The sequence below is a fragment of the Pedobacter polaris genome (assembly GCF_005116505.1).
Classification (GTDB): domain Bacteria; phylum Bacteroidota; class Bacteroidia; order Sphingobacteriales; family Sphingobacteriaceae; genus Pedobacter; species Pedobacter polaris.
The window spans coordinates 360,949-386,040 of sequence record NZ_SWBR01000002.1 but is presented as its reverse complement, the minus strand read 5'-3'; the positions used below and the strand labels follow the sequence as shown (position 1 = coordinate 386,040).

Here is a 25,092-nt window from a genome sequence, read left to right as displayed (position 1 = left end):
GCTATGAATCCAGTCTATTTCTTATTCTCCATTCTCTATTTCCTATCTTCTGTGCTAAAATCAAAATACAAAGTCATTTCTAATGCCCTTGCTGGTTCTTTTTCAAAATCATAAAATACGTGTTTCATTCCCATCGGACCAGTTGTTTCTGGCTTTTGAGTTTTAGTTCCAATAGCTGAAATCCCGTTCATAAATGAAATATCTTCATTTGGAAAAGTTGGATTCATGTTATCATATGACGTATCTTTTGATTTTTTCGGTGTAAATAACCTGAAGAAAATATCTTCTTGGTCGGTATAAACTTTAAAAGAATTAGACCTACCAATAAACTTACACCAGTACATGTTTGAATAATATCCCTTAAACTCTGGATATAAAAATGGTGGTTCTCCAGTTGCTGAATTGTTGTAACTTTTTTTCCAAATCCCAAACTGATTCCCTTTCATCCTATTCTTCCAAACACGATTTGGTCCATTTCCTTTATATTCAATTCCTTTCATTTCAGTTTCAGGATAAGAGAAATTCATTCCCACAAATGTGGTAAAGTAAGCTAATGGGAAATATTTAACCTGCATTTTAACAATTCCAGAAGGATAAATTGTCCACTCTAATGTATTAAAGTTCTCTTTTCGTTCAAAAGTTGAAGAAATGACTACAGTGTCGCCAATTATTTTCTGAGTAAAATTCTTGAAGTTGTTTACCCCTTCTTGTAAAATTGGCCCATTTGTAAATGGAATTTCGCCCTTTGCATTTTTAACTTTCTGCAGTAATCCAGTAGTTTTATCGAATACAACTTCAATTCCATTTGCCGAAACTTCATAAGTTAATACGTTAGCTGCAATAGTAACCTTTGATTTTGCAGTTTTCACCACCAATTTATTCACCTCTTCTTTTGGTAAAGTAATTGGGAAACTCCAAGTAAAAATTGTTTGGCCACTAAGAGATTTTGCTGTGATATAAAGTACATCATAATTTCTCCAACCTTCTGGCAAATTAACCTTTAATGTTCCTTTTTCGAAAGGTTTAATGGATGGTGCGATTGCAGTGCCACTTTCAAAAGTTGAAATTGGGTTTGTCAATTCTTCTAATCTCCATTCGAAAGTGCATTGATTTAAATTGGTGAAAGCATATCTGTTTTCTACATTAAACGAGCCATCAAATCCAGCAGCCAGCTCTCTGTGTTCAAAAAATATTGGACTCCAAACTTCTTTTATGGCATAAAAACTTCCTTCTTTTTCATGATAAGGTCCTACAATTCCATCAGGACCATGATTTCCATCAGTATCAACAAAACCATTTTTATCTGTTCGTACCACCCCTTGATCTGCAAAATCCCATAGGAACCCTCCTGCAGATAATGGATTGTTCCACATTGCTTTCCAATAATCTTCTAAACCTGCACCATGTCCACCATCCCACATTCCATGTAAAAACTCAGTTGGCATTAAAATGTTATGACCATAATCATAGTTTCCAATACCATAATTATAATCGCGGTAATGAGTAGTCTCAAACCCACCAAAAACTTCCCAAGGATGAATTAAAGGACGTTTTTGAATATCTTGCTCTGCAAATAAATGATCTAACTCTCTATTATGGCCACCTTCGTTCCCATTAGCCCAAAATATAATTGATGGATGATTTTCATCGTTTTCCATCATTTCTGCAAGCAATTTAGTGCCCGTTTTTGTATCGTAATTACCATGCCAACCCGCCAATTCATCCATTACAAATAAACCCAGTGAATCGCAAACATCTAAAAAGTGTCCATCTGGAGGATAATGAGCCATACGAACTGCGTTCATGTTCATCTCTTTCATCAGCTTCACATCAGCTATACTAATTGCTTTACTCGTAGTTCTGCCTGATGTAGGATAAAATGAATGACGATTTACGCCTTTAAACTTCATTTTTACCCCATTAATGTAAACTCCATCACGCTCTTTTACTTCAACGGTTCTAAAACCTACTTTTTTAGAAATTGTATGAACTATTTGGGTTCCTTTATATAAAATAAACTTAGCTGTATATAAATTTGGGAACTCTGTAGACCATAATTTTGGATTAATAAATTCTCTTTGGAGTCTGATTTGATGTTTAATATCGGCATCGATACGATCCCCGTACGCTGTTCCATTATTATCATATAATTGAATAGAAACTTTATCCGCTCCGTTAGTTGCCAATATGTTTGTCTCGAAAAAACCATTAGCACTCGCGCTAATCTGAACTCTTTCGATATGTGCTTTAGGTAAAGCCTCTAAATAAACTGGTCTAAAAATTCCTCCAAAAATCCAGAAATCTGCTTTGCGTTCTGCTTCATTAACTGATTGATTAGCTGAGTGCTTAGAGACCTTAACTTCAAGAAGATTATCACCTGATTTTAACAGTTTTGAAATATCATATTTAAAAACATAGAATGAACCTTGATGTATAGCTCCAGTAGATTTGCCATTGATTTTTACTTCGGTATCTGTCATCGATCCTTCAAAAACAATGTTAATTTTTTTGCTTTTCCATTCAGCAGGAACTTTAAATTTGTATTTATATAATCCTTGTTCTTTGCCTCTTAAAGTGTCTTTATCGAAACCATAATTGTACTTACCGAAGCTATGCAATTCCCAGTTAGAAGGAACAGGGATTGTAGTCCATTTATTAGCATTCATTCCTCCAGTAACAAAGAAGTCCCAATTCACAGTTTTGTCGTTTCCAGTTCCAGAGAGATATAATTTTTCTGTTTGCTGTGCACTTGCCGTACAAAACATAGCTATTAAACACAAGAAGAGTATAAATCTGCGTTTCATTAATTAATTTTAAATTGATTTGTTAGTGGATTGTTAGTTCTAAATGGTAATGCAGGTAAACCGTTACTATAAAAATTACCAGTAGGATTTTCTGTCCAATTGTAGCGTACATATTTAGGATTTGCAATTTCTGGTGATGAAACAATTATTTCATTGCCCTTTTGAAATGCCTTAGCCTTTATAAACTTTCCATCCTTATTTGCTATTTCAAATCCCTCAAATTGGTCTCTTTCTTTAGAAACAAAGAAACCTATGTGTTCAAATGAGAGTATAAGGTAGTTCTCATACACTCTATTTTTTTTATAAATTGGTCCCGAAAAATTAATTTTCTGATGATATGTTCTTGCCAAAGCCCAAAGTGATAACCTTCTGCCTATCTCCCATTTATATGTTGGGTGCAAATCTTCTTGATTATCATTTAAATCTGTAGTTATTACCGTTCCTGTATTTGGTAAGCGTAACAATTGTGCTTGAGCTTCCCAAAATCCTGGTTCAGTATCTGAAGTCATTATTACCTTTCCAGTGGTTTTCGAATAATTGTAAGGTGCTATTTGTACGTAATAAAAAGGCATTTTATCATCATTCCAAGCTTTTCTCCAACTGGTAATTAATGCTTTCATTTTATAAGCATAGCTGATGGTTTCGCCTAAAAAGCAATTGGTTTCCCCTTGGTACCATAAAAATCCACGCAAAGCAAATTTGTTTAATGGTTCAACCATTGGTGTATAAAACTTACTTGGGTCATTACCTATTTTCTGACCTTTAAAGAATGGTTCATTAGCGAAGGCTTCATTAGAAATCCAAGGTTCTATGGCACTTCCGGGCACAGCCGATGATATTATACCAATTGGAATACCCAATTTTTCTTGTAGCTCTTTAGCAAAGAAATAGCCAACTGCAGAAAAATTTCTTAAAGCAGAATCTTGCGCAATAGCCCAACTTTTATGAACTGAATCTGGTTTGATTAAAGCTTTACGATTTACTAAAAATATCCTGATTTGTTTATTTTTTGCTTTTGCAACTTCATCAGCTGGAAAACCTAATTTTTCATTTTTTGGTTTTGGTATTTTAGCTAGCTTCCGCATGGCATATTCCATATTAGATTGACCAGAACACAACCAAACTTCTCCTACCAAAATATTGGTCAATTCAATTTTATTACTTCCAGAAATAGTCATTTTTTGCGGCGTAGCTGATGTTTTTAAAGGAGCTAAGACAATAAGCCAATTTCCTTTAGTATCTGTTACAATTGTTTTTGTTTGTCCAGCAAAGTTTACTGTTACTTTCTCGCTAACAGCGCCGAAACCCCAAATATTGATAGGTTTATCGCGTTGTAAAACCATATCATTTCCTAAAATTTGAGGTAATAAGATTTTTGCATTGGCAGAGAAAGAGAAGATCGTAAACACCATTAGCAGGAAAGATTGCTTCGCTTCGATGAAAAATCGAAAGCTCGCAATGACGTTTCGCTTTAAAACTGCAAACTCCAAACTGAAAACTGAAAACTTCCTTACCATTTGCCTGTTTTTAAGTATTTAATAGCATAAACGGCTTCATTTTTTTCACTTTCACCAGCATTTGGCAAATCATAAGTTTGGTCTGCTGGTGTATCAACATCAGGGAAATGGCGAACCGTTCCTGTTCTAAAAACAATTCTTGAAACTTCTGTTACAGGCTGAAATGCTAAACTCGTTAATACATCTTTTCCATTTACGGTGATGGTATAAAATCTAGTAAATGCATCAAGCTTGATTTTAATATCATAGCTTTCTCCAGCTTTGTATTTCATAAAGTTTTTGTAGCGAGCACCCGCTTTTGCACTTAATGTACCAGTAGAATCGAAAGTTAAACGAACGGTTGCCATTCCTTTTGCATCTTGTAGCTCAATTTCCATTACACCAAAATTATCTTGCTTAGGAGTAATTGAAAACTGAGTGGTAACTTTTGAGGCTGCTGGAAAAACTCTTTCCGCTTTTGCATAATCAAAAGGGTCTTTGTCTTTTAAAATTAAAACTTTGTTCTCCACTTTTACAGGTGCCCAAAGTGGGCTGTATATATTCCAAAGTGCTAGTTCTTTCCCCATTGGAAGTTTAGAAAAATCATCATCCACTTGTTGTTTAGCAATTTCTGAAACAGGTAATGGAATTGATGAAACCCAAATATCTTCTTTGTTCATACTATAGGTTACCCACAGCTTTCCATCTGCAGGTTTTCCATTACCCTCAATAATACCCCTAACGTATTGTGGACCGTAAGACTTGTAATTACCTCCATAACGCATTGGTGCTACTTCTCCATTAACCAATAACAAATTCGTATAATCTAATCCATTTTTACTGGTAGAAATTGCTAACGGCCATCTATATTCGGATGGATTGTAAACCGTTGCAAAGTTTCCATCAGCTGTTCTTTGACCCCAAAATTTAGCATTACTATTTACAAAACCGGGTGCTCTGCTTGCATTTTCTGGCCAAGTTTTACCATTATCTGTACTAATTGCTGTTAGCGCATTTTTCCATAGGCCAACAACCCTACCATCGTTTAGATGATAATAATTAAATGCTTTATATTGCTTCTGCAACGTAATTAAAGGGTCTTTCCGATCTGCTTCTTCATTCCATTGCTGTGTCATTAACTTGTTAGCTAACAGCTCATTACAAGCATCAATAAAAGCTTTGTTTTTACTTTTTGTATAGAATGGATATAAAGTGTTTTTCTCTGACCAATTCGGGTTATAGTGAATAAAATAGATTGGTCCGTATTTCCCATCTGATTGAATTTCTCTTACTGCTCTACCAATTCCATTACCATCATTTGGATCATCTTTTGCATCAAAACTTATGGCATAAAAACCTAACACCAAAAACACATTTTTTGTAGAAACATAAAATCCCATTCTTTGGTGCATTACAGCATCTAAATCTTTTGCCACATCATCTCTTCCAGGTTTTTTGGTTCCATCAGTAATTCTATAAATTGGGAAAATTACATCTGGTTTTGTCCAATTATAACCATCAGCACTGCTTTGTAATAAGGTTTGCCCTGGCGGGATGCTTTCTCCTAATTTATCGCTTAAATATTCTACATAAAATTTATTGTTCCAATAAGCAATCATTGGAGCATGATTATACGTCCAACCAAAGTTTTCTGCCAATTCTGGATGTTCACGATTGGCACGGAATGTTTGAATGCTGTGTACACCCATAACAGGCGTTAATTGGCCATGATGATAATCTGCATTAACCAATGTTTTACCAGTATAACGCACAGTATCTTGCGCTTGCGAGGTATGTATCGCAAAGGCAAAAAATAAGATGATATATAGTTTATTCAATTTCATTTTTTTTAATTTAACCACAAAGACACAAAGAGCGCAAAGAATTTTAATGCTAACTAAGTGTTTTTTGTTTATCAATTCTCTTTTAACCACTATGACACAAAGAGCATAATAGTATTAAACCAAACTTTGCGTTCTTGGCGTTCTTTGCGGTTATCAATCTTTCTTTAAATCCCTCACAATCTTCTTCTCTACCCTCATTACCGTACCGTGTTTATGTCCTTCTGGTATTACCGTTGAGGAACTGATATCTTCAAAATTCTTAAAATCGTATGTTTTTAGTGTAGTGTATTTTTTATCGCCATAAGCATCATAATAAATCAAATACTTATTTCCTTGTCTTAAAACCGTTGGTCCTTCTGTTAATTTCGGAGTAAAACTTTCAGAAATATTGGTATAAGGGCCTAAGGCATTGTCGCTAAAGGCAACTTTTAAATTCCTATTTGGTCGAGTATTATCCTTTAAAACCAACACATAATCCTTAACTGCTCTTTTAACAATTACAGCATCAATTACACTAAAACCTGGGTCTAAGAATAATTTAGGTTCAGAGAACGATTTAAAGTCCTTTGTAGTAATTGAATACATTCTATGGTTATTATCCTCCTCCTCAATCCCCTTAGGGAAACGAAAAGGAATGGTTGATGCCCAAATGACAATAAATTGAGCATTTTCATCGTCATAAAAAATTTCAGGTGCCCAAACATTAACTGTTGTTGGCTCCTTTTGCATCACTGGAATGAATTTTTGCTCACTCCAATTTTTCAGATCTTTTGAACTTGCATAACCAAATCCATTATCTCCTTTCCAGCTGCAAGTCCAAACCAAATGAAATGTACCATCAGGTCCTTGAACAATAGAAGGATCACGCATTATTTTTTGTGTTCCAACTTCTGGTTTCAAGAAGATTTTATTCAGGTCAGTCCAATGTAAACCATCTTTAGCATATAACAGTCTTAATCCTTCATTAGCTGGTTCGTGGAATGATGTAAAAACATAAGTGTATCTTGAGCAAGAAGTTAATGCACAAGCCATTAAGCCAATTATAGCTATACGAAATGATGATATGAACTTTGTTTTTAACACTATTTGTTTCAATTATACAAGTCTTCAACTACGCTCAGACTTACACCGTTTTTTTAATTACTTTAGTTCCCATCGCTCTTAGCACATTGCTTCGTCTTTCTCCTCTCAATGACGAATTGGGTTTTATATTTTATCTAATATTAAAACCCAATCATTTCCATCTTTTGGTTCGCCCGGAGGATTAAAATTCTGAATGCCTTTGTTCTCTACTTCACCAATAGCGGTAGACTTTCCAGTTCTTGGATCATACCACAATGCTTTAACTTTTGTTCCATCTATCCTACCCATATTCAGGCTAAAATCTTTTCCTGTATAAGTATAAGCCATTACATAAGCTGCACCTCTGGTGGCAATTACTCTTTCATATCTTTCGCCATTTGTACCAGCAATTAAAGACTGATCTGGAACGCGATCAAAATAAGAACGAGAAAGCATTAAGTTTTTCAAATGGATCATCTGTTTGGCTCCTAGAGAATTCATAGCCACGAACCATTCATCGTGTGGTCCATAAGCTGGTTTTGGATCAGTTTTTTTGTAAAACTGCATGATAGAATTATGACCATAAGTGTAACCAAAAGCACCAGCAAAAACCGACCAGTATCCATATCTTCTTACGTCACTAGCAGTCCATCTTGGCTCTTTAGTGTTATGCAAACCTTGCGGAATATCCTCATAAGAAGGTTCTCCATCAATAGTGGGTTTAATTGGTTTTAATTTATAGTCTACATCAATATACTTCCAGTTGTCTTGTCCATAATGGTTTTTTTCATTTTTAGAAGTATCCTGTTCATATCGCCTATGTCCAGATTGTATCATGTTAAAGTCCATCCAATCTGATTTATGAAACCAATCAGAAGATGCGGTTCTTCCCCTTGGGTGAAAAGTTATCAAGTGATTTGGATCATTAGCGTTAAGGGTTTCGCCAATAGTTTTCCAAACTTGCATTTGTTCACTTCCCTTAATATCACCCCCATTTAACCAAACAATATTCCATTTGTTTTTATACCGATTTGCCAAGAACTTAGCATAAGTACCAGCCTGTACTTGCTTAACTTTCTTTTCTTTAACATTTGTGCCCCATACCGGAACTAATGCCATATAAATTCCTCTTTTACCTGCCTCGTCAATAATATAATCTACATGGTCCCAATAATCATATTGAATTGAGTCTTTATAATTATTTCCTTCAATAATTGCAGGTTTTGCTACATCAGCCCTCACTACAGAAGAATCTAAATACACATTTCTAGAAGGTACATCATGTAAAAGCATTACCTGTATTACATTAAAGCCTTTTTGCTTACGGTCATCTAAGTATTGAACGGCTTCTTCCCTAGTTAATCTACTAAATAATAACCATCCTGTATCTCCAATCCAAAAGAATGGTTTTCCATCTCCAGTCATCAAGTACCTGCCATTTTCTGAAATTTGCAGACTTTTAGGATCTTTTGAAATTTTTTCTGCTGCTTTTTTATCTTGGTTACAGCCAAATATGACAGCGCACACTAAAAGGATTAAAATTATTTTTTTTGTAAGCAAAGCCATAGGTTATATTTTGTTAAGGATGATCACTTCGTCACCACTCCCAGTTTTATTTATTTTGATAATTGAGCCTGCATTAACTTTCTCTTCTTTTAATACTGATCCATTTTTTGCATTCTGGATTTTAAGACTGAAACTGCCAGAAACTTTGCTTAAGTCGAGGTTAAGGGCATCTGCAGATGCATTGTATAAAATATAAGCTTTACCTACATTTTCTAAGCCATATTGTTTGGTACTTCCACTAGGTATAAATGGTTTCATAGCAGAGGCTGAAATTAATTGTTCATTATTAAGTCCAAAAACATTTGATAATGAACCACCTGCCATTAAAATTGCCCATCCATAGCCTGTATAATTATCACCAGAATAGATGACAGCTTTAGTCGGAAACTTAGTTTTGTATTCGGAAACGGCATGATAAACTTGCTCGAATGATGTCTTTTTAGGTTTTAGCAAGCGAGCATGCTGCCTAGGTGCTAAATTTTGCCCTCCTAGTGGTGCATAAGCTGTTCCATCTTCTTGATAATGCCAATACCTAATGTCTATTAAATCTATAACATTAGCCCTATTCGGATCTGCTAAAATTGCATCCTGAACATCTTTAGTTACACTTAAACCAATTATTGGATGCTTGCCTGTGGTTTTTTTCCATTCTTTAATGGTATCAATCCAGAACTGTACAAAGCTGATTGGACCAGTAAATTCTGCACCTATTAATTGGATAACTCCGTTGTTATCATCAAAATTTTCTAAACACTTGTAAATATAAGCTTTGTGCAATTTTCTTCTAACTGGGTCATTGATGTCATAAAATTGCTCAGCCATAAAAATGCGTTTATCTCCTGCATAAGGAACGGGTTCTGGAAAACCAGTACTGTTGATATTATTTGCAGTACGCCAAGGAAAATCGGCATAATGTGCGCCAGCCTCAATGATATTATGTTGAAAATAATTCTCATGAATTAAAACCAAACCTTTTTGATCGGCTAAGTTTGCAAACTGCTTTAGCCTATCCCAATACCAAAGATTGTATTTAGAAATATCATATTTGCTTAAACCATCCCAAGCTTTATCTTGCCCGCTTCGTGCAAATGGCAGTTCGTAAAAAGGTGCCCATACATCACCATCCATACGGCGAACACGTTGGTGATCATCTCTTCTTCTGTCGTACCAAAGTCCATAATTATGATCTAAAATCTTTACAGTTCCATTTTTCATCGAGTCAGTAATTTCAGCTAAGTCATCTGTTAGCCCTTTGCCAGAGCGCCCAGGAACAAAACGAGTAACATGTGGCTTGCTATTTTTAAACCCATAAGGTCTTGCACTACCATTCCACCATTGCACATCTTGCCTATTGCCAACTACTATTTCATTGCCACGAACTAACCAACCATTCTTTATGCTCATCATAGCAGCTAAGGTTGGGGTTGTAATCTTATCAAGTCCTATAGCCTCAATACTTTTAGCCTGATTTTTATCTGATGAGATTTTGGTCCTTTCTGAAGCTTTATCTATATATTCTGCAAGTGCTAACGCAGGTTTAAAAGCTATTTTGGTTAATTTTTCAGCCACATCCACAGGTGGACTGCTTGATGCTTCAGTTTCTACAGGTAATAAAATTGTACGACTGTCAGCTTCATTTCCAATTCTATCTTTTAACTGAGTGTAATACAAACTTCTAGGTTGAATTTGTTCATTAGACATGTCCCAATAGCCATCTCCAGCAAACTGTGCCCAAGTTCCAAAAGCCCAATTTTGTGCAGTTGGTGGCTGATAATTATCTACTCGAGCCGCACTGCATTGCCAAAAAACACTATTTGCTCCTGCCCAACCAGCTCCTTGCCCATCTTGTCCACGATTCATGAAACTCATTGCCTGACCATCAATATTTACTATATCGAACAAAGTACCTGATGCCCAACTATCAATTGCACCACTAAAGCTGAATGGTAAATAAGATTGACATTGCACAAATGCATTTGGCCCAGGTACGCAAAATCCTACCGCAAAATCATGTATGCCATATTCAGCATAAATTCTTTGAAAAAGTGTTTGCTGACCTGCTGTAAAAAAAGTATTTCTTCTTTCTCCACCAATTTCAGAAACTGGTGTTAGGGATTTACAATCTTCAACAGTAATTCTTTTTGCTGTTTCTGAAACATAAACTGCTGATCCAGCAAAATGTTGAAAAATGACTTGACGGATCCAAGCATCTTCCACGTTCTCTACACTAATAGCTGTCCAACGGTGATATTCATCTTTTAAATTATCTTTGTGGTAATCTGATTGAAGTTTTAAGTTTTCTACACCAGATTGAGTAATTCTTCCATCCCATTTGTATTTTGATATCGTTCCGCCACCATATTTTGCATCTAAAGCAGTTGTAATGGGTGCGTCAATACTAATCACATTTCCAGAAATATTGGTAATTTTTCTATCCCAATGAATATCTCTAGTTTCAGGTTTCCACCCTAAAGCACTTTCCCCACCACCAAATTCGGCAGTTTTAAGTGTTTCAATCCACTCTTTAGTAGACGGACGGTGAATTAAAATTTGCTCGCCAACTCTAAAATTAGCTGCATTACCAACAGAAAATTTCATCGCATTTACAGGCACATATTCATCTGTAATTTGAACAGCAGCTTCTTCAAGTCTATCTGATTTTCCTAAAATTCTAATCACACCAATTCTATCCAAGCCTGAAGCTTGAATTAAAGTTCCACCATTATCCATTCCACTGCCACGAAGTATAACTCCAGAAGCAGTGATTTTTAACGTTCCAGCAACTTTATACAATCCTTTTTCTAATAAAACTGCACCACGTAAACCATCTCTTCCAATCGGTAATTTAGAAACATAGTTAATGGCAGATTGAATTCTTAACGTCGCATCGCCCTCTTTAACAGGAACAAATACGCTTACAGGCGCTGTTGGAATTGCCTTTTCACCTGCCATGTAACCACTATAGGAAAAATCTGGGATTCGATTTCCGTATGTATCTGGTGTATAGGCTAGTTTACCATCTTTGCCTTTAAAAAGAGGTTTTGGTGGATCTATCTTTTTATTTTGAGCTGTAGTGGTTATGAATCCAAAACACAGTAAAACAGCACATGCTAGAGATATGTACTGTTTTACTGATTTTTCATAAAAGTATATATGATGTTTATTTACCACAACCGTGTTTTACAATAGTTAATTTTATACTTTGAGCAGCATGTAATTTAAGGTTTTACTTGATTAATTTCAACCAAACTGTTCAGATAAACTTCAATATTGGCGTATCCATTCTTCGCAATTTTTTCAGCATCAGCTGTATTTTTAGGGTCTAAACCATTTTTAACCTCCCAAGCATCAGGAATCCCATCTTTATCTGCATCTATATATGGTTTCCCTTTGTATTCTGGATAACCGCCAACTTGAGCAATGTCTGATATTATTCCTTTTTTGTATGAATCTGCTTGCAAACGACGTTTCACATAACTTTGCTTAGCTGGTAATTTTCCATCTGCTACATGTGTTATTTTTCCAGTTTTAACTTGCTCAACAATTCTTAAATCTACAGCATCTCTTTGAGGCAGCGTGGCGCCGGCATTCGCTAGAACATAACTGTAAGCTTGTTTGGCGTCAATTAAACTAACTTTTGCCATTGGTAACGGTGTGTTTGTTCTAATGGAGTCTAATAATTTCTTTTTATCCCCTCTGACTTCTGGCTGTACACCACCATCCCAATTGTCCTTTGTTACTTTCTCATTACCTTCAACAATATTGCCTGTTATATATGCTTTGCCAAAGGCGGTTGTAAACTTTTTGTCTCTACCTGATTCGGGTTTTAAAATTCTATAACTTATGGGCTCTCCTGCTGGAGTAATTGGTCCTGGTTTATAATAATTATTGATAAAGCTATAAAATGATGCATTATCTCCACCATCTGCACTACGATTCCACCAATTGAAAACTACATTATTTACAAAACCAAAATCACCATACATGCCTACAGAAGGGTTTCTGCTAATATTTGAAGCCCAAAGGTTACGCATAAATGTACTGTTTAAACCACCTATTGTACTTCCAAAAGCATGATTATAAGTGTCTAATGCCTCAGAAAAAATAGAGTTTTGAATAGTTACGTTTACTGTTGGCAGTTTTACAGGTTTAGAGCCATCTTTAGGGTCGTAAACGTGGCGATAGATAGACATATTTTCATCTAAACCCCAACTAGCAGAAACATGATCAATGATGATATTTCCAACTGGATTACCTCCAATTGCATCATCTCTACGGGTAACATCTGTCTCACCTCTACGAAAACGCATAAAGCGGATAATCACATCATGGGTATTTAACCAAACAGATTCTCCTGCTACACAAATACCATTACCTGGTGCGCTCTGACCAGCAATAGTAATATATGGAGCTCTAATAATTAATGGGGTTTTTAATTTGATGATACCAGAAACATTGAAGACAACTATTCTAGCTCCACCCTGTTCACAGGCTTCTCTTAAAGTACCTGGCCCAGCATCGGCTAAGCTTGTAACTACATAAATTTTTCCGCCTCGGCCACCAAAAGTGTAAGCACCACCACCTTCTGCACCAGGAAAAGCTAATAACTTTGATTGTGGTAAATCACTTGGTTTAGCCGCCCAAGGAATATAAGGTTTGCCTAATTTAGCTTCTGCATCTACAATGGGTTTAACCTTCATAAACTGAAGCTCGGAAAGTCTTTCGATCTCATTCAGTAAAGAATCTGCTTTCTTTTCCATCGCTTCTGGAATTACCGGATATTGTGCTGCTGCCAAACTAGCCATACATACAATACCTGTAAATAAGGTAAATGAGAATAACTTACGCATGATATTAAGGTTTTACTATACTAACCGGAACAACACTATTTAAATAAACTTCAATATTTGAATAACCACTTTTCGCAATTTTAGCTGCATCAGTAGCATCCTTTGGATTTAAGCCATTTTTAGTTTCATAGGCATCAGGTAATCCATCATTATCAGAATCTGTATATGGAGTACCTTTATAAACAGGGTAACCACCAACTTGACTAATATCTGTAATGATGCCTAGTTTATATGAATCTTTAGGTAAACGGCGATGTTCAAAGTCTTTCTCAGGTAATTTTACACCTTCGATATAATCAATTTTACCAGTTTGAACTTGTTTAATTACTCTTGTATCAACAGGATCTCTTTTAGGTAAATTAGCACCAACATTAGTTAAAACATAATTTTTAGCTGCTAAAGTAGGTAAGATTGTAATTTTAGCCATAGGGAATGGTTTAAAAACACGCATTGCTGCAAAATATGGCTGAGACTGTTCGTAAGTCATCAATTCGCCTTTTTTATCTTCTACTTGCACACCGCCATCCCAGTTATTCTTAGTTACTTTTTCATTCCCTTCAATAATATTTCCTTCTACATAAGCTCTACCAAAAACAACATAAGGCAATTTACTTCGTCCAGATTCAGGTTTTAAAATTCTATAGCTTATTGGTTCTTTTAGATTTGTAACTGGACCAGGTTTGTAATAGTTATTGATGATGTTATACAACGCTGTGTAATCTCCACCGTCAGTAGATCTGTTATTCCAGTTAAAGATAACATTGTTAGCAAAATTGAAAATACCATTCCATCCAATCGATGGGTTTCTAGCACCATTATCTGCCCAGAGATTACGCATAAATGTACAATTCTCTCCACCTAAGGTACTACCAAAAGCATGGTTCCAAGTATCTAAAGCTTCTGAGAATATAGAGTTTTGAATAGTGATATTAACAGTTGCTAATTTGTCTTCTATTTTACCAGTACTATCATTATACATGTGGCGATACATAGACATGTTCTCATCTAATCCCCAACTAGCAGAAACGTGGTCAATCATAATATTTCCTACTGGATTACCACCTATTGCATCATCTCTTCTACCCACAAAAGTTTCGCCTCTTCTAAAACGCATAAAACGTACTACAACATCATGAGTATTGATCCAAACCGATTCTCCCGCTACACAAACACCATCACCAGGAGCAGTTTGACCCGCAATTGTAATATATGGAGCTCGGATAATTAGAGGGGTTTTAATGCGAATAATACCAGCAACATTGAAGACAACTATTCTAGCGCCACCTTGCTCACAAGCATCACGCAAAGAACCTGGGCCACTATCGTTTAAGTTTTTAACAACAATCACTCTACCGCCTCTACCACCAAAGCTATAGGCGCCACCACCTTCAGCACCTGGAAATGCAATAATTTCTGACTGAGGTAAATCTGTAGGGCGACCAGCGAAAGGAATGTAAGGTTTGCCTTCTTTGGCTTCTTTTGCAATAATTATTTTAGCTTTTTCCCATGCAATATCAGATTGTCTGGTTGCTTCACGCATCATATCGTCTGAAGCTTTTTTAACATCAGCAGGTATATTTGGGTACTGGGCAAAAGAATATTTTGCTAAGAGGATTAATGATACAACCAGTAAAAGACTTAAAAATTTTGTTTTCATTTTGATTTGTTCATTGGTTAAATTAGTAATAATGGTTTTTTCCAACATAAAATTGGACATTATTTTTAGTTTAACCGAGTAATTTATATTGGTTAGAATGTATATTATATCTCAAAAATAAACGCTAAAAATGGCTATTTAATCTATCATCTTCTCAAAAGACTATACCATCTTACCATTGGCCCATTTATCGCGTAACAATCTTAATTCATTGTATCCTGCAAGTTACTAAATTGAATAATAAGAATTTATATATAAATGTAACATTTCCAAATAAAAAAAGGGATACTTTCGTATCCCTTTAACCAAATATACTAAAACACATAACGAGCCTATCGTTATAAGAACGTTTTTTAGTAATTATTTTTGAATCTTAATATCGAATACTATATAAGTATCCTTATTAGGTTTTTCTTGATTTCCATAAGTAATTTGCAAGGCACCATATTTACCTGCAGCAGTCTTAAACAAAATCGTTTTTCCTACGGCTTGAAATATGCTTCTGGATGTGCCTGATGCTAACTGCGTAACCCCAGTAGATTGCAATAGTGTAGATGAAGTAAGGTTTGCAAATGTTGGTGACGTTATTGTTTTCAGCAAAGTTGCATTTTTAGTAAAGCCACTAATGTCATAAATTGCTAGCGGAGCGGGTATTGGAGTTATATTTAATGCATAAATAGTATGTCCTTTTGGTGCTAACGGATTACCTGTTAGTTCAGGATCCCAGAAATAACCAAAATCAATTAAATTACTTTTTGTACCTACATTACTGTAACTAAATGCCTCATTAGTTGATAGTGAGTAATAAGTTGGATTAGTTTTGGCAACTGTATCTGGAACAAATAATTGCTTAATGGTATAAAAGTTCATATCATTAGCATTTGTTACCGTAACTACAAGTTTCCTTTCACCCATATAAATACCACCTTTATCTCTTGCTAAAAAACGATAGGTATAAACACCTGGAGCTGCATCTGCAGTAAAGCTCTTGTCGCTTGTAAAGGATAATTTATTACCAATAACAGTCTCTCTAGAAATTTCAGTAGCATTCTTAAATATCAATACAGTTTCCATTTCACTTTCTGAAGTTATTGTGAAATTAAATTTAATTACTGCATTAGGGGCTACGGTAATATCATTAGTTACATAATTTGCTCCTGGACTAGCGAAAGACACAGCAACTTTATTTGTATTCGGGATATCAATTTTTTTACAGCTAAATACTATAACTAATAAGCTAAGTAATGCTGAAAATATTATGTTTTTAGTTTTCATTTTCTTTAATATTTATTCAATTATACTTTAGCTTTATTATAATAGTGGGTCAAATGTTCCACCAGACCACCCAATGGTCTGTTCTATTTTAACAGAGGATGTTAAAAATCCTGTTGGTAATGGATAGAAATAATAGGTAGTTGGAAAACTAATCGGTTGCGCCGTGTCTAAACTTACCACTGATAATGTAAACACTTTGTTGATAACGTCAGAATTTGTAACAGTGATGGTATCTCGAGGCTTGAAAGCTTGAGCATTTGTAATGTCTAAATAAACCTTAGTTAAATCTGGAGTTTGTGGTAATGGCCCTGCTACATAAGGAGATTTCGGTGTCCATCTGTAACCTTGTCTAACTGTACCTGTTAATAAATGAAAAGTTCTTGTACGTCTTAAATCATCATAACGTTTACCTTCCATTGCAAATTCAACTTGACGTTCGTTTAAAATAACGGTAGCCAATTGTGTTGAGTTGGTAGCTAAATCTAAACCGTAATTCTTGGTTCCTGCTACAATACCCGCACGAGTACGTAACTTAACTAAAAGTGTTTTAGCTTCAGCTATACGCCCAGTTGCATTTGCGCTTTCAGCAAGATTTAGCAATACTTCTGCAAAACGAAGCTCAATCCAATCCATACCACTACCACCGCCTGTATTACTGTTATAAGCAGCACCTAGTGCAGTTATATTAGGATTTGAAATTCTTTTAATGTAAAAACCCGTGGCTGTTTGTCTACTGGCATCTTCTAAAATCCCTATGTAATTCCATTGCTTGCGTCCTGATTTTCCGCTTAGTGCCCACACATTTCCATTATAAGCAATAGAAGCATCAAAACGTGGATCACGATTTAAATAAAACAATGTTTGATTATAAGTGAAAGATGAAGAAGCAGCACTTGTAATTGGCACACCATCTTTAAGTGTATATGCTTGCACTAAATTCCATGTTGGTTGATAACTACCACCACCTGCAGTAGATTCTGAAAAGGGTCTTAATGCATTTTCGATATTAGTTCCTCTTCCAGGATTTGTAGTAATTGCATCGTATGTTCTCCACATTATTCTTTCTTTATTTCCAGTGGTTTCATCTGTAAAGATGTTAGCATAATTTGCTATCAAATCATAATTATTCGCCAACCCTTTATCATAAGCTTCTTTACAAGCTGTGTAAGCTGCTTCCCATCTGGTTAAATCGTTTGTTGGGTTAAACTGCGGACTTGCCCAGTACATTAAAACTTTTCCTTTAAGTGCTAAAGCAGCCATTCTGTTGATTCTTCCACCATCAGTACTTAATGGCCAAGTGTAAGGCAACCCATAACAAGAATCTAAATCTTTAACAATTTGTTTTACGCAATCACTCGTTTTTGCTCTTGGTACATCTAATTCATCAGTATTAATATCTTGTGACTTTATAACCAGGGGAACACCACCATAAAGTTTAATCAAGTTAAAATACATGTAAGCCCTAAAGAAATACATTTGTCCTTTTAGTTTAGCTTTTACTTCTGTACTCAAAGTGCTTTCTTCGATACCCTGAATAGCAAGATTGATACGTCTAATTGTAAAATATTGATTATTACCAGAACCTGTATTATTGGATGCAATATCTGGCACACTTGTTTCGGTTAATTGTCCGTATAACAAAGCTGTTGTTGCACCATTACTTTCATCTGAAGTATTGTGCAAAGCCCCAGCAATTGGCCAGTTTGGCATAACTAAGTCATATGTTTTATTAATGTATAAATTAGTTGCCGATTCTGTATTCCAAATATCAGGATCAAGACCACTTAAATCTCTTTTATCGAAAATATCTTTTTGACATGATAACAAGACCATGCTTAAAGCGATAAGTAAGAAGAGTTTATTAATTATATTATTTTTCATTTTGATATTTTTAAGTGATTTACATACTAATGTTTAAACCTAAAGAGATTGTTCTTAAGGTTGGATAATTTGCAAAAGAACTAGTGTTTGGATCTTTATAATCATAAGGATTATAAATATTGAAAAGATTAGTTCCAATTAAGTAAGCTCTAAATTCTGGAATTCTATATTTTTCAGAAATTTTCTTTGGTAAACTATAAGATAGTTGAGCATTGTTTACACGCGCTACTGTACCACTTACCGACCAGAAAGTAGAATTTTCTCTTGCCAATGGAGCATCAGCTCTTGGATATTTTGCATCAGGTGTTGTAGGTGTCCAGTGATCTGCCCAAAATGAAGGAGCAGATTGTGTTGTAGTAGGAACTTTTCTTGCCTCTGAGTCAATAAATTTACGTCCACCTACAGCTAGTGCAACATTAGTACTTAATCTAAAAGTTTTATACGAAACCCCTAATGTAAAACCGAAATTGATTTTGGTTGCTACATTCTCATACATAACAGTGATATCATTATCATCAATTACACCATCTTTGTTAACATCTTCAAAATCCATAAAACCAACTTGAGGTTTTTGTCCACCAATTTTATAGTTAGGATTATTAGCTAAAATTGCGTCTACCTGTGCTTGTGTACGAATAATTCCTTTTGCAAGGTAGCCATAGTTAGAACTTGTATATTTATTTGAACTTTTACCTATAGGCGCATCCGCGTATTCTGTTACCAAACCTAATCTAGATAAGCTATAATAAGATTGTATTAACTGATTATCACTTGTTCCTGCAATCGCATCTACACTGAAACCCCAATTGTCATTAATTTTATCGCGGTAGCCAACAGTGAATTCAGTTCCCCAAGAATTTTGAATACCATAATTTTTTAATCCAGAACTGATACCAACAGTATAAGGTAATCCTGTAACTGTGTAGTTGTCAAAACCGTCATAAGTATGTCTATGCCAAACATCCATAGCAAAGTTTAGTTTATTATCTAAGAAAGTTGCATCAATACCATAGTTTTGAGTAAATGCTTTTTCCCAAGTAATATCTGGGTTTGGATAAAGATTTGGATCTAAACCGTTTGTTACTGCTGTACCAAATAACATCCCTGTTGTTTGAGTAAAGCGTGCCAAATATTGATAAGATTGAACTCTATCATCACCTACTAAACCAACGTTTGCTCTTAGCTTTAATGAATTTACAAATTTAACATTGTCTTTAAAGAATGGCTCTTCACTCACTCTCCAACCTAAACCTACTGATGGAAATAAACCCCAACGTTTATCTGGAGGGAAGTTTGCCGAACCATCATACCTTGCAACAGCCTCTAAAATATATCTATCATTATATGAATAGTTTAACCTAGCTAAATAAGAACGTTTACCAGCTTCTCTTGCCCCATCTAATTGAGCAGTAGTTGTAGCAGCATTAAATGCAAAGAACTGATCTACACCAGGAATTTGTTGGCCATCACGGTAAGTTGCATATCCATCTCCACTAGATTCGATTTGCTCTGTTAAAACTAAAACATCAAAGTCATGTTTTTTAATTTTTTTGGCGTATGATAATGATCCTATTAGTTGATAACTACCGCTAAACGTAGTACCCATAGACAAACGGTTTGAGTTTGCAATGGTTGATGTTGGACTAGTTGTTGGTACGTTTGTATACAATAATCCATTTTGACCACCTCTAACAAAGTTATAAACCGTGTATGATGGGAAATATTGTTTAGCATTTCCAAATCTGTTAAACTTACCAAATTGAACTTTAGCAGCTAATCCACTAATAAATTTAGGCCTATATTCTATACTTGTATTTAAACTTAAACCTTGGTTATTGTTTCTTTCATATTCACCAGAATCAAATAAAGCTTGAGGATTCCAAGCACCCGGAGGGTTTGGTCCGTTTGCCCAGTTGTTAGGTAAGCCATTTATTTTTAATGGAACCCAAGCTGGAGTAAGAAATAACGCTCTCGTCATTAAATCTTCAGTATCTACACCACTATTTTTTAATGTATTTCTATCAGTAGTTGCATAGTCCATATTTAAGCTTACACTTGCTTTCAACTCAGGAGTTATGTTAGCATCCATACCAGAACGGATACCATATTTTCTAATGGAAACATCACCGAAATTACCATCCTCATCATAGTAATTACCACCAGCAAAAAATGTTACTTTATCATTACCACCACTAACGTTTATTGTATGACGCATTAAATGTGAAGATTTCCAAAGTTCATCATACCAACTTTCGTTAGGCTTACTTGCTAATAAATCTAAATCTGCTTGAGAAAATCTAACGTTATTTGGAGAGTTATTTAATTCAAAACCATCATTTAACATTTTAGCGTGCTCATATGCAGTTAATACATTTGGTTTTTCTGTAGATGTTGATGTACCAAAATAGCTAGAATAACTAATTCTAGGTTTACCTGGCTTACCTCTTTTTGTAGTTACTAACACAACACCTTTAGCACCAGCTGCACCATAAACTGCTGCAGATGCATCTTTTAAAAATGAAATATTATCCACTAAACTTGCATCCAAATTATCAAAGTCAGATTTTGTAGCAGTTAATCCATCAATTACAAATAATGGATCTGAAGTAAGACCCAATGACCCTGAAGCTCCAAAAAGTGTAGGATTTCTAATTTGTAGAGAAGTATTTGCACCAGGCTTACCAGAAGCAATACTTACCCCTAAACCTGCTACTCTATTCTGTAATGCAGCGCCTAAATTCGCAACTGGTAAATCTTCGATATCTTCTGCTTTAATGCTTGCTACAGCTCCAAGTACATTTGCACGTTTCTTAGTACCATAACCAACATTAACCACTACTTCATTAAGTGTATTGTTTTCTGAGATCATGGTTACATCGATCTTATTACGATTGCCAACAACGATTTGCTGACGTACAAAACCAATATAAGAAAATACCAGTACATCAGCATCAGACTTAACCTGAATAGTATACACACCATCTGCGTTGGTGCTTACATTACTTGGAATACCTTTTAGACTTACGTTAACTCCCGGTATAGGGCCAGACTCGTCTACTACTTTACCTGTAACCTTTCGGTCTTGAGCAAATAGAGATGTACTTACGAGCAACATTACCAGTAAGGACAATGAAATTTTTTGTAAAAATTTTAAGTTCATAATTTATTAATTTGGTTAGTTTGTGTTCTTATCTTTAATTATTTATTCTACTTAATAGAATTTAATTTTGCAGCTGCTGCTTTCCTTCGTTTTTCCCATTCAATGCCCTCCTTTTTTAAATCATAGCCTGCGGCTGATAAATAATTATTTATTTTACCCTTGTATTTTCCAAACCAAGCATGCTTTTTGTCTGATGATTCTGCATCCATGGCTTTTTCTCTAGCTTCGATTAGCCAAACTAAAATTTGTTTCTTTTGGTCTTCAGTAAGTGTTAATATTTGTTCTTGGTAAGCTCTATAGGTAAGTGGCACAACCCCATAAGTCATTCCGTCTTTTACTTGTTCAATTTGTTTAGCTGTTAATTGAGCTGACAAATTCTTTAGGTATTTTTTATGAAGTTTAGCAAGTGAAACATTAGCAGCCCTATTTTCTTTTGCTATTGCTGTATCTCTTTCTGCTTTATTTTTCTTATACTTTTCTTTAATTGATTTGATATTTAAATCTCTGGCAGTATAAATATCATTAAGATTGCTGTATTGGTCTCTAATGGTATTTGTTACTTTTTCTGCTTTGGCCTTATCATCAATAGCTAAAACTGCTACAATTTTAGCAGCACGTTCTGTAATTACTTTTACGTAGGTGTCCTTATCTGAAACGGGATTATTCTGTGCAAACGTATTTGTAACGTTTATCAATATAAAAAACAGTATTCCTAAAAACCTCATTCTCTTTTTAAATTAATTTCTTTTCTTAATTAAATTCACATCGCCACAAAAATGTACCGTTATCCCTAACTCATCCATTGCTGCTGCTTTAACTCTACATGCTTCATGGGCGCTTGCCTCATAATTTGCATAAACTACTTGAATATGATTTGCTTTATGCCTGGCCATCATTTGATCACGACTAATACCCTTTAAAACGGCATGCATTATTGGCCATTCTGGCGTTGTTCCATTCCAACGCCTGTTTGTTTCTTCAATGGGTAAAGCTACAACTTCTCCCACACCTAAATCACAATGTAATGCGTTATCGCAAACATATACCCTACTCCAAACTATAAACCCTGGTTTACTAATTCCTTTAAGTGTACCACCCCCTAATCTAAAATACATTGGTGGTTGTCTTTCACTACTTGCACCTGCATAACCATCAATAAAATGGGCAGGCGGTGCTGCTCCTGAAATTAAGAAAAGCCAAACAAATTCATTTATGCCTTCTCCTTTATAATGTTCTCCCCAGCGAATGTCATGCAATGTATTTTCTCCAGTCATACCCAACTCGTTCCAAAGTTTATAAGTTACTAATGTGTCTAAACCTGCACATTCATCTACTTCATTAAAATGTGGTAGAGCTTTTTTTGCATAAAGCTCTTTTCCTTTTAATGAATAAACTGGTGGTCTATCCTCATTATTTAATAAACCTTCTACTAAATCACTGGCAACTGTTAAGTCTTTTAAACCTTGTTGGTATTGAATTCCTATCGTATCACAACTAAAATCATCAGCTATACGTACTGCAGCAATATACATTTTACATTGCTCTAGAGTTTGCGTTTTAGTTAATTCAGTTTGTTCATTGGTTCCCCAATTAAATTGTATTCCTTTTTTTATTAACCAATTCAAAACCGCTTCAGCTTCTTTTTCTGTTACCTGAAGCATTGCTGCATATAGGGCAGATTGACTTAGTCTTTCTTTAAAGAAACCAGTTTGATGTAAAAGTTCATCAGGGATGATGGCATTGTACATTCCCATACAACCTTCATCAAAAACTCCCATTATTACTTTTCTATCTCTCAAGCTACGAGCAAACGTTCTACCTTTCTTTTCATCTGCTAATGGAATTTTACTGAGGCTAAAGCTTTTAACATGGCTTTGATCGTAACTTATTTTACCAGTAGAAAGCCATTCTTGTAAACCATCTGTGAAAAATTCGTCGTCAAAATTTTCACTCCATAAGGTGCTATAAGGAATTTGTGCTTTTGTTAAACAACCGTTAAGATTTAACATGCCAACTAGGCCTGGCCATTGACCACTCCAGTTTGCAACGGTTAAAATTGGTCCTTTATGTGTGGTAAGGCCAGCAAGTACATGGTGCGAATATTGCCATACACTTTCGGCTACAATTAATGGTTGGTTTGGGTCTATATCATGAAACACATCCATCCCCATTCTTTGGGAATCTATGAAGCCATGTTTTTTTGTAGAATTATAAGGATGAGCACGTCTTACAGTCCAACCAAATTTCTCAATTGCGGCAGTTAAATTACCTTCCATTTGAAGTTGAGCAGCCCAGCAATTTTGGTTTGCTGAGAGCCTTAAATCTCCACTTGAAACTAATACAATTTGGTTAAGTACACCTTGTTTCATAATTCATTACTGAACAAACAATTTATATAAAAAGAGTTTGTCGGTTTATATTTTGGTTATAGGCAAAGAGGCCTTATACAAAACTGAACAAAGAAAAACACTATTTACTCTAAGTTTTTACCAAATTAATATAGGATATTATCATAAAACACCCTACCTTTAGCTTTTTAGGACTTATGATTTGCAAAAATTATGAACACCTAAAAAACCAAATATTTATTTTTTATAATGAAACCTCACTTCCACAAAGTTCCGATTACTTTACAAAGTTCGTTCAGTATTCGACACGATATCAAACCAGATTTTGGCAATGTTTGGCACTACCATCCAGAGTTAGAATTGCACTATAATATGAAGGGAGAAGGTGTGCGATTTATAGGTGATAACATTAGCAATTTCGTGTCTGATGAGATGGTATTATTGGGAGAAAATTTACCACATACATGGCGCTGCAAGGAAGAATATTTTCAGAATAATCCAGACCTAAAAGTAGAGGCTATGGTTATTCATTTTTTACCAGACTGCCTTGGAAAGCATTTATTGAATTTACCAGAGGCTTACTTAATTCCTAAATTGTTCGAAAAAGCTAAAAGCGGAATGGTAATTCATGGTAAGGCAAAGGAAAAATTAGCAGTTTTGATGGAAAATGCCATTCATGCTACAAATTTAGAACGCATTATTATTTTATTAACCATCTTAAAAACTTTAGCAGAAACAGATGAATATGAGATCATTACAAGTAAAAATACGTTCTATCAGTCAAATGAATCAGAAACCTTAAGGATTAACAAAATTTGCACTTATACCCTTACCAATTATAAAAAAGATATCAGCTTAGAGGAGGTAGCCTCTTTAAGTAATTTAAGTATTACATCATTCTGTCGTTATTTTAAGCTAATGACTAAAAAAACTTATTATGATTTTTTAATTGAAATTAGGGTAAGTCATGCATGCAGATTTCTGATAGAAAACAAGTTACCAACAGAAATGATTTGCTTTAATTGCGGCTTCAATAACGTTTCCAACTTTTACAGACACTTTAAAAAGGTTACGGGAATGACACCGTTAGATTATAAAAGAAAGTATTTAAATGAATAGATAGTTCATTGGTATCATTGGTTCATTAGG

14 protein-coding genes are annotated in these 25,092 nt (G+C 34.9%); 1 reads left to right on the top strand and 13 read right to left on the bottom strand.

Annotated elements, in window-relative coordinates; translation table 11 throughout:
• Positions 1-35 precede the first annotated feature (35 nt).
• From FA048_RS07915 to FA048_RS07855, 13 genes are all read right to left on the bottom strand, one after another.
• Positions 36-2,804 (bottom strand): glycoside hydrolase family 2 protein, encoded by a 2,769-nt coding sequence (locus tag FA048_RS07915; protein ID WP_136839696.1) that lies wholly within the window; start codon positions 2,802-2,804, stop codon positions 36-38.
• Entirely contained in the window at positions 2,804-4,216 is a 1,413-nt protein-coding gene (locus FA048_RS07910; protein WP_225872511.1) for a sialate O-acetylesterase, read from the bottom strand. Before FA048_RS07910 ends, FA048_RS07915 begins: the two co-directional genes overlap by 1 nt.
• A gap of 98 nt (positions 4,217-4,314) precedes the next feature.
• Complete coding sequence (locus FA048_RS07905) at positions 4,315-6,144, bottom strand: sialidase family protein (RefSeq protein WP_136839695.1); 1,830 nt, start codon at positions 6,142-6,144, stop codon at positions 4,315-4,317.
• A gap of 153 nt (positions 6,145-6,297) precedes the next feature.
• A complete protein-coding gene (locus FA048_RS07900; RefSeq protein ID WP_136839694.1) occupies positions 6,298-7,176 on the bottom strand; it encodes a glycoside hydrolase family 43 protein in 879 nt (292 codons plus the stop codon).
• Positions 7,177-7,350: 174 nt separating this feature from the next.
• Complete coding sequence (locus FA048_RS07895) at positions 7,351-8,772, bottom strand: glycoside hydrolase family 140 protein (protein ID WP_136839693.1); 1,422 nt, start codon at positions 8,770-8,772, stop codon at positions 7,351-7,353.
• A gap of 3 nt (positions 8,773-8,775) precedes the next feature.
• A complete protein-coding gene (locus FA048_RS07890; RefSeq protein ID WP_225872510.1) occupies positions 8,776-11,943 on the bottom strand; it encodes a DUF6298 domain-containing protein in 3,168 nt (1,055 codons plus the stop codon).
• A gap of 47 nt (positions 11,944-11,990) precedes the next feature.
• Entirely contained in the window at positions 11,991-13,622 is a 1,632-nt protein-coding gene (locus FA048_RS07885; RefSeq protein WP_136839692.1) for a pectate lyase family protein, read from the bottom strand.
• 4 nt (positions 13,623-13,626) lie between these two features.
• On the bottom strand, positions 13,627-15,279 hold the full coding sequence (locus tag FA048_RS07880) for a pectate lyase family protein (protein WP_136839691.1): 1,653 nt from the start codon (positions 15,277-15,279) through the stop codon (positions 13,627-13,629).
• 360 nt (positions 15,280-15,639) lie between these two features.
• A complete protein-coding gene (locus FA048_RS07875; protein ID WP_136839690.1) occupies positions 15,640-16,554 on the bottom strand; it encodes a hypothetical protein in 915 nt (304 codons plus the stop codon).
• A 36-nt stretch (positions 16,555-16,590) separates the two neighbouring features.
• Complete coding sequence (locus FA048_RS07870; RefSeq protein ID WP_136839689.1) at positions 16,591-18,435, bottom strand: RagB/SusD family nutrient uptake outer membrane protein; 1,845 nt, start codon at positions 18,433-18,435, stop codon at positions 16,591-16,593.
• Between the two features lie 19 nt (positions 18,436-18,454).
• Positions 18,455-21,595, bottom strand: a complete 3,141-nt coding sequence (locus FA048_RS07865) for a SusC/RagA family TonB-linked outer membrane protein (RefSeq protein ID WP_136839688.1) — start codon at positions 21,593-21,595, stop codon at positions 18,455-18,457.
• Positions 21,596-21,642: 47 nt separating this feature from the next.
• Entirely contained in the window at positions 21,643-22,320 is a 678-nt protein-coding gene (locus FA048_RS07860) for a DUF3826 domain-containing protein (RefSeq protein ID WP_136839687.1), read from the bottom strand.
• A 12-nt stretch (positions 22,321-22,332) separates the two neighbouring features.
• Positions 22,333-23,964 (bottom strand): fucose isomerase, encoded by a 1,632-nt coding sequence (locus FA048_RS07855; protein WP_136839686.1) that lies wholly within the window; start codon positions 23,962-23,964, stop codon positions 22,333-22,335.
• A 228-nt stretch (positions 23,965-24,192) separates the two neighbouring features.
• Here FA048_RS07855 and FA048_RS07850 point away from each other — a divergent pair, with 228 nt between their 5' ends.
• The gene (locus FA048_RS07850; RefSeq protein WP_136839685.1) at positions 24,193-25,062 is read left to right on the top strand and encodes an AraC family transcriptional regulator; all 870 of its coding nucleotides are present in this window, start codon (positions 24,193-24,195) and stop codon (positions 25,060-25,062) included.
• Positions 25,063-25,092 lie beyond the last annotated feature (30 nt).